Origin of the sequence: Cellulomonas septica, assembly GCF_012396155.1 — a bacterium.
Taxonomy (GTDB): Bacteria; Actinomycetota; Actinomycetes; order Actinomycetales; family Cellulomonadaceae; genus Cellulomonas; species Cellulomonas septica.
On record NZ_JAAXOY010000133.1, the window covers coordinates 1 to 7,023 of the forward strand.

Here is a 7,023-nt window from a genome sequence, read left to right on the forward strand (position 1 = left end):
AGGGGCCCGGCACCGCCGGGCGAGCGTCCGCGTCCACCGGGCGCAGGACGGTCGGACGCGCAGCGGTGCCGGTGACCCGGACGAGGAGTGCCGGGCAGCACCGGTCAGGTCCGGTGGGGACGAGAGACGGCGAAGGCCCGATCCGCAGGGGGGACCGGGCCTTCGCCGTGCGTGCGCGGGGACGAGCCTCAGGCGGCGTCGTCCTCGACCGTCAGGTTCCGGGTCTTGTTCTGGTCGAGCAGGATCCCGGGGCCGTTCGTCGTCGAGATGGTCGCCTTGGTGATGTAGCGGCCCTTCGAGGCGGACGGCTTGAGACGCAGGATCTCCTCGAGCGCCGCCGCGTAGTTCTCCACCAGGTTGACGTCGGAGAACGACGTCTTGCCGATGATGAAGTGCAGGTTCGCGTGACGGTCCACGCGGAACTCGATCTTGCCGCCCTTGATGTCGGACACGGCCTTGGCCACGTCCATCGTCACGGTGCCGGTCTTCGGGTTCGGCATGAGGCCGCGCGGGCCGAGGACCTTGCCCAGACGACCGACCTTGCCCATGAGGTCCGGGGTCGCCACGGCCGAGTCGAAGTCGGTGTAGCCGGCGGCCACCTTCTCGATCAGCTCGTCGCCACCGACCTCGTCGGCGCCGGCCGCGCGGGCCTGCTCGGCACGCTCACCGGTCGCGAAGACCAGGACGCGCGCCGTCTTGCCCGTGCCGTGCGGGAGGTTGACCGTGCCGCGGACCATCTGGTCCGCCTTGCGGGGGTCGACACCGAGGCGGAAGACCACCTCGACGGTCGCGTCGTACTTCGTGGTCGACGTCGCCTGCGCGAGGCGGACGGCCTCGAGCGGGCTGTAGACCTTGCCGGCCTCGATCTTCTCGGCGGCGTTGCGGTACGCCTTGCTGTGCTTCGCCATCTGCTTCTCTCTTCTCAGCAGTCGTGGTCCGTCGGGCCGCACAGGCCCTGCCACTGGAACTCGTCCTGGTCGTGAGGACTCACGACCAGGTGGTGCCCGCCGACGTCTCCGCCGGCGGGCGGGGTGAGGGCGTCAGCCCTCGAGCTCACGCTCGGTCTGACCTGCGCTCATGCTCCGGCACGTCCCGCTGCGCGAGCCGTACCTGCGCGTTCGCTCCGGTCAGCCCTCGAGCTCACGCTCGGTCTGACCTGCGCTCATGCTCCGGCACGTCCCGCTGCGCGAGCCGTACCTGCGCGTTCGCTCCGGTCAGCCCTCGACCTTGATGCCCATCGAGCGGGCCGTTCCGGCGATGATCTTCTCGGCGGCCTCGAGGTCGTTCGCGTTGAGGTCCTCGAGCTTGGTGCTCGCGATCTCGCGGACCTGGGCCGACGTGAGGGTCGCGACCTTCACGGTGTGCGGCGTCGGGGAGCCCTTGGCGACCCCGGCGGCCTTCTTGATGAGCTCGGCCGCCGGCGGCGTCTTCGTGATGAAGGTGAACGAGCGGTCCTCGTACACCGTGATCTCGACGGGGATGACGTTGCCGCGCTGCGACTCGGTCGCCGCGTTGTAGGCCTTGCAGAACTCCATGATGTTCACGCCGTGCTGACCGAGCGCGGGGCCGATCGGCGGGGCGGGCGTGGCCGCACCGGCGTTGATCTGGAGCTTGATGAGGCCGGTGACCTTCTTCTTGGGAGGCATGCAGCCGTCCCCTTTCCGTGTGTCGTGGGCCGACGCCGTGGGCGATGACCCGGTTGCAGTGGACCGCCCCGCTGCTGCGGGGCGGTCCCGTCAGGCTCAGATCTTGGCGACCTGGCTGAACGAGAGCTCGACCGGGGTCTCCCGGCCGAAGATCGAGACGAGCACCTTGAGCTTCTGGTTCTCGGCGTTGATCTCGGAGATCGTCGCCGGCAGCGTGTCGAACGGGCCGTCCGTGACGGTGACCGACTCGCCGACCGTGAAGTCGACCTGGATCTGCGAGGTGCTCTTGGTGGCCGCGGCCGCCGTGGCGGGGGCCTTGGGGGTGAGCGACGGCGCGAGCATCGAGAAGACCTCGTCGAGCGTCAGCGGCACCGGCTGGTGGGTGTGGCCCACGAACGACGTGACGCCCGGGGTGTGCCGGACGGCGCCCCACGACTCGTCGGTCATCTCCATGCGGACGAGGACGTAGCCGGGGATCCGGACGCGCTTGACGACCTTGCGCTGCGCGTTCTTGATCTCCACGACCTCCTCCATGGGGACCTCCACCTGGTAGATGAAGTCCTCCATGTTGAGGCTCTGCGTGCGGTTCTCGAGGTTCGCCTTCACGCGGTTCTCGTAGCCCGCGTACGAGTGGATGACGTACCAGTCGCCGGGCTGGCTGCGCAGCTGCGACTTGAAGGCGGCGACGGGGTCCTCGTCAGGGTCGGGCTCGGCGTCCTCGGCCGACTCCTCGACCTCGGCGCCCTCGTCCTCGACCTCGGCGACCTCGTCGGTCGACGCGTCGTCGGCCGGAGCGAGCTCGTCGCCCGCGGCGCCCTCGACCGCCTCGACCGACGCCAGGGCGTCCTCGAGCTCCGTCTCGGCGCCGGTGGGCTCCTGCGACTCCTGCGACACGTGCGAACCTGCTTTCTCCCGCATGGGGTGCGTGCGGGTGGCGAGACTCCTCGCCACCGTGGGCCGGCCGGTGCGGCCGCGAGGGCTCAGCCCCCGAACACCCAGAACGTCAGACGGCCGATCCCGAGGTCGACCACCGTCACGAACGCCATCACGACCGCCACGAACACGAGGACGACCGTCGTGTACGTGATGAGGTCGGAGCGCGTCGGCCGGACGACCTTCTTGAGCTCGGCGACCACCTGGCGCCAGAAGAGCGCGATGCGGGCGAACAGCCCGCGCTTCTTCTCGCCGCCCTTGACGGACTTGGGCTCGCGGGCGGTCGCCGGGCCCCCGGCGTCGGACGCCGCGGCCGGTGCGGTTTCGCTCACGTCTGGCCCCTGTGTCTCGTGGTGGCCACCGGGACCGTGCGGCCCGGCGGTGGGACGGCTGACGCGACGCGCCGGACCGTCCGGCGATCCTGCTCACGCCCGGCCGGGAGCCGGGACGTGTGCGCAGGGCAGACAGGACTCGAACCTGCAACCTGCGGTTTTGGAGACCGCTGCGCTACCAATTGCGCCACTGCCCTACGGCGGCCGCACCTGCTCCATGACGCCCCGCACCCTCATGTCTGGACACGCGAGGGCGCGGCTCATCATGGCGAAGGTCAACCGCCGGGGGTCCACTGTACGCGACGGGACCGCGTGGGTCGAACCACGTCCGCGGAGGGCCCGCAAGGCGCACCGCACGCCGGTTCCGCGGGCGCGCGCCACGGGTCGAAAGGCCGGGCCGCCGTCGCGTGACCTCTGCCACTATGGGCCCGTGAGCGAGCAGACCACCCCCCGCGCCCGCGTGTCCGCCCGGGTCGCCGCCATCGCCGAGTCCGCGACCCTCGCGGTCGACGCCAAGGCCAAGGCGCTCAAGGCCGCCGGCCGGCCCGTCGTCGGGTTCGGCGCGGGCGAGCCGGACTTCCCGACCCCCGCGTACATCGTCGACGCCGCCGTCGCCGCCGCGCAGGACCCGGCGAACCACCGGTACACGCCCGCCGCGGGGCTCCCCGCGCTGCGTGAGGCGATCGCCGCGAAGACGCTGCGCGACTCCGGGTACGAGGTGAGCCCGGCCGACGTGCTCGTCACCAACGGCGGCAAGCAGGCCGTCTTCCAGGCGTTCGCGGCGCTGGTCGACCCGGGCGACGAGGTCCTCCTCCCCGCGCCCTACTGGACCACCTACCCCGAGGCGATCCGCCTCGCGGGCGGCGTGCCCGTCGAGGTGTTCGCGGGCGTCGACCAGGGCTACCTCGTCACCGTCGAGCAGCTCGAGGCCGCACGCACGCCGCGCACCAAGATCCTGCTGTTCTGCTCGCCGTCCAACCCGACGGGCGCCGTGTACTCCCCCGAGCAGACCGCCGAGATCGGGCGCTGGGCGCTCGAGCACGGCATCTGGGTCGTCACCGACGAGATCTACGAGCACCTCACCTACGACCACGCCGTGTTCACGCCGATCGTGCGCGTCGTGCCGGAGCTCGCGGACACGAGCGTCGTGCTCAACGGCGTCGCGAAGACGTACGCGATGACCGGCTGGCGCGTCGGCTGGATGATCGGCCCGCGCGACGTCATCGCCGCCGCGACGAACCTGCAGTCGCACCTCACGTCGAACGTCGCGAACGTGTCGCAGCGGGCCGCGATCACCGCGCTCACGGGCGACCTGGCCGCGGTCGAGGAGATGCGGTCCGCGTTCGACCGCCGCCGCCGCACCATCGTCGAGATGCTCGGGGCGATCGACGGCGTCGAGGTGCCCGCGCCGCAGGGGGCGTTCTACGCGTACCCGTCCGTCGAGGGTCTGCTGGGCCGGACGATCCGGGGCGTCACGCCGCGCACGTCGGCCGAGCTGGCGAGCCTCATCCTCGACGAGGTCGAGGTCGCGGTCGTGCCGGGCGAGGCGTTCGGCCCCAGCGGGTTCCTGCGCCTGTCGTACGCGCTCGCCGACGCCGACCTCGTCGAGGGCGTGTCGCGCATCCAGCGGCTGCTCGCCGAGGCCGAGTGACCGTCGCGGCCGGGCTCGCCCAGCCCGGCCGCACCCACCGGCGTCGGCCCGGACGGCACGGGTGACGCGCCGCTGACGGTGGGAGGGCGCCTGCCCGCGGGCCGTCCCTCGTGCTCGTGACGCGGCTGATCTGGTACTGCGCGGCGTCGGTGCCCCGGTCCATACTGTCCGCCATGCGTCCGGACGAGCCACGCAGCGCGCGCGGGAGCGCTCCCGCGCCTGCGCCGCTCACCGCTGCGCACCTCACCGTCCGCGTGCGGATCCTCACGGCTGTGATCGTCCTCTCCGCGCTCACCGTGCTCGTGGCCGGCGCGTCGGCGTTCTGGCTGCAGTCGCGCGAGACGGACGCCCGGATCGACAACTCCCTCGCGCGTGCGCTGTCGGCGCTGCGGGTCGTCGAGAAGGAGAACCCGACGACGGACGTCCCGGTCGAGACGGTCGAGGACGTCCTCGAGGTCGCGGTGCGCAACCGTGTCCCGGGCAAGAACGAGGGCGTGATCGCCCTGCTGTCCGGCCGGCTGAAGTGGCGGGCCGCGCCGGAGACGAACGCGATCCGCCTCGACACCGACACCGAGCTCATCGACCACCTGAGCCGCCTGTCGCTCTCGACCAGCAGGCCCACGGTGCAGACCGTCCGCACGAGCGTGACCGAGTACCGCCTCATGGCGGCGCCCGTGCGCGTCGACCGCGACCCCGCGCTCGGGCTGTTCGTCGTCGCGTTCGACCGCAGCGCCGAGATGCGCACGCTGCAGACGACGTTCCTCACCTACTCGGCCGTCGGCATCGTCGCGCTGCTCGGGATCTCGGTCGTCGCGTGGTTCGTCGTCGGGCGCCTGCTGCACCCCCTGCGGCTGCTGCGCGACACCGCGCGGCGCGTCACCGAGTCCGACCTGTCGGAGCGCATCAACGTCAGCAGCAACGACGACCTGGGGGACCTGGCGCACACCGTGAACGCGATGCTCGACCGGCTCGAGCGCGCGTTCGGCTCGCAGCGCGAGCTGATCGACGACGTGGGGCACGAGCTGCGGACGCCGCTGACCATCGTGCGCGGGCACCTCGAGCTGCTCGACCCCGACGACCCGGAGGACGTCCGGACGACGCAGTCGCTCGCGCTCGACGAGCTCGACCGCATGCACCGCCTCGTCGACGACCTCATGATCCTGGCCACCGCGGAGCGGCCCGACTTCGTGCGTCTCGCCCCGACCGACGTCGGGCGGCTGACCGACGACGTGCACGAGAAGGCCCGCGGGCTCGGCGACCGCCGGTGGGTCGTCACGTCGCGCGCGGACGTCACCGTGAGCCTCGACGAGCAGCGCATCACGCAGGCGTGGCTCCAGCTGCTCGCGAACGCCTACCGCTTCTCGCCCCCCGGGTCGACCGTCTGGATCGGCAGCGAGGTCGTGGGCGACCGGCTCATGCTGTGGGTGCGCGACGAGGGTCCGGGCGTGCCCGCGTCGGAGGAGCGCCGGATCTTCGAGCGCTTCCACCGCGGCCAGGCGGACCGGTCGCAGAACGGCGCGGGACTCGGCCTGCCGATCGTCGCCGCCATCGCGCAGGCGCACCACGGCACGGTCGTGGTCGAGCGCCCGCCCGAGCGTGGCAGCCGCGGCGCCGTCTTCGTCCTCGACCTCCCCGCCGTCGACCTCGTCGACGGCGACACGACCGTCCCCGACCGCATCGCCGACCTCGCGGAGCACCACTGATGACGCACATCCTCATCGCCGAGGACGAGGAGCGGATCGCCGCCTTCGTCGCCAAGGGCCTGCGCACGGCCGGGTACGAGGCCACCGCCGTGACGACCGGCGACGCCGCGCTGACCCGGGTCCGCGCGGGAGGCGTGGACCTCGTCATCCTCGACCTGGGCCTGCCGGACCTCGACGGGTTCCAGGTGCTGCGCCGGCTGCGCGACGCCGGGCACACGCTGCCCGTCATCGTGCTCACCGCGCGCTCGTCGGTCACGGACACCGTCACGGGGCTCGAGTCGGGCGCCGACGACTACATGGCGAAGCCGTTCCGGTTCGAGGAGCTGCTCGCCCGGGTGCGGCTGCGCCTGCGCCAGCAGCAGCCGCAGCCGTCGGGCGACGTCACGGTGCTGTCGCACGGACCGCTGCAGCTCGACCTGCGGACGCGACGGATCCGCGTGCGGGACCAGGAGGTCGAGCTGTCCGCGCGCGAGTTCGCGCTCGCCGAGACGTTCCTGCGGAACCCGGGCGACGTGCTCACGCGCGAGCGCCTGCTGTCGGACGTGTGGGGCTACGACTTCGACCCGGGGTCGAACGTCGTCGACGTGTACGTGCGGTACCTGCGCCGCAAGGTGGGCGCCGAGCACTTCGACACCGTGCGCGGCGTCGGCTACCGGCTCGTCGACGTGACCGCGGTCGGCTGAGTGAGCAGGCGCTGCGGCGACGGCCGCCCGTGCGCGGGCGCGCGCACGGGGCGACTGCGCGGCAGGCGGCGGTCG

8 protein-coding genes and 1 tRNA gene are annotated in these 7,023 nt (G+C 72.2%); 3 read left to right on the top strand and 6 right to left on the bottom strand.

The window, feature by feature from the left end:
• Positions 1-188: 188 nt before the first annotated feature.
• From rplA to HGA02_RS07235, 6 genes are all read right to left on the bottom strand, one after another.
• The gene (rplA, locus tag HGA02_RS07215; RefSeq protein WP_168678456.1) at positions 189-908 is read right to left on the bottom strand and encodes a 50S ribosomal protein L1; all 720 of its coding nucleotides are present in this window, start codon (positions 906-908) and stop codon (positions 189-191) included.
• A gap of 14 nt (positions 909-922) precedes the next feature.
• Positions 923-1,057 (bottom strand): hypothetical protein, encoded by a 135-nt coding sequence (locus HGA02_RS21405; protein WP_281357124.1) that lies wholly within the window; start codon positions 1,055-1,057, stop codon positions 923-925.
• Between the two features lie 157 nt (positions 1,058-1,214).
• Positions 1,215-1,646, bottom strand: a complete 432-nt coding sequence (gene rplK, locus HGA02_RS07220) for a 50S ribosomal protein L11 (protein WP_124344590.1) — start codon at positions 1,644-1,646, stop codon at positions 1,215-1,217.
• Between the two features lie 96 nt (positions 1,647-1,742).
• Entirely contained in the window at positions 1,743-2,540 is a 798-nt protein-coding gene (gene nusG / locus HGA02_RS07225) for a transcription termination/antitermination protein NusG (RefSeq protein WP_124344591.1), read from the bottom strand.
• Between the two features lie 86 nt (positions 2,541-2,626).
• The gene (secE, locus tag HGA02_RS07230) at positions 2,627-2,911 is read right to left on the bottom strand and encodes a preprotein translocase subunit SecE (protein WP_168678457.1); all 285 of its coding nucleotides are present in this window, start codon (positions 2,909-2,911) and stop codon (positions 2,627-2,629) included.
• 124 nt (positions 2,912-3,035) lie between these two features.
• A tRNA-Trp gene (locus HGA02_RS07235) sits at positions 3,036-3,108 on the bottom strand.
• Positions 3,109-3,341: 233 nt separating this feature from the next.
• Here HGA02_RS07235 and HGA02_RS07240 point away from each other — a divergent pair.
• The 3 genes from HGA02_RS07240 (at position 3,342) to HGA02_RS07250 (ending at position 6,948) form a co-directional block, all read left to right on the top strand.
• Positions 3,342-4,562: an aminotransferase class I/II-fold pyridoxal phosphate-dependent enzyme gene (locus HGA02_RS07240; RefSeq protein WP_168678458.1), complete on the top strand. Its 1,221-nt coding sequence runs from the start codon at positions 3,342-3,344 to the stop codon at positions 4,560-4,562.
• Positions 4,563-4,678: 116 nt separating this feature from the next.
• Positions 4,679-6,265 (top strand): sensor histidine kinase, encoded by a 1,587-nt coding sequence (locus HGA02_RS07245; RefSeq protein ID WP_343035347.1) that lies wholly within the window; start codon positions 4,679-4,681, stop codon positions 6,263-6,265.
• Positions 6,265-6,948: a response regulator transcription factor gene (locus HGA02_RS07250; RefSeq protein WP_168678459.1), complete on the top strand. Its 684-nt coding sequence runs from the start codon at positions 6,265-6,267 to the stop codon at positions 6,946-6,948. The genes HGA02_RS07245 and HGA02_RS07250 overlap by 1 nt, the downstream gene beginning before the upstream one ends.
• The last annotated feature ends 75 nt before the right edge of the window (positions 6,949-7,023 follow it).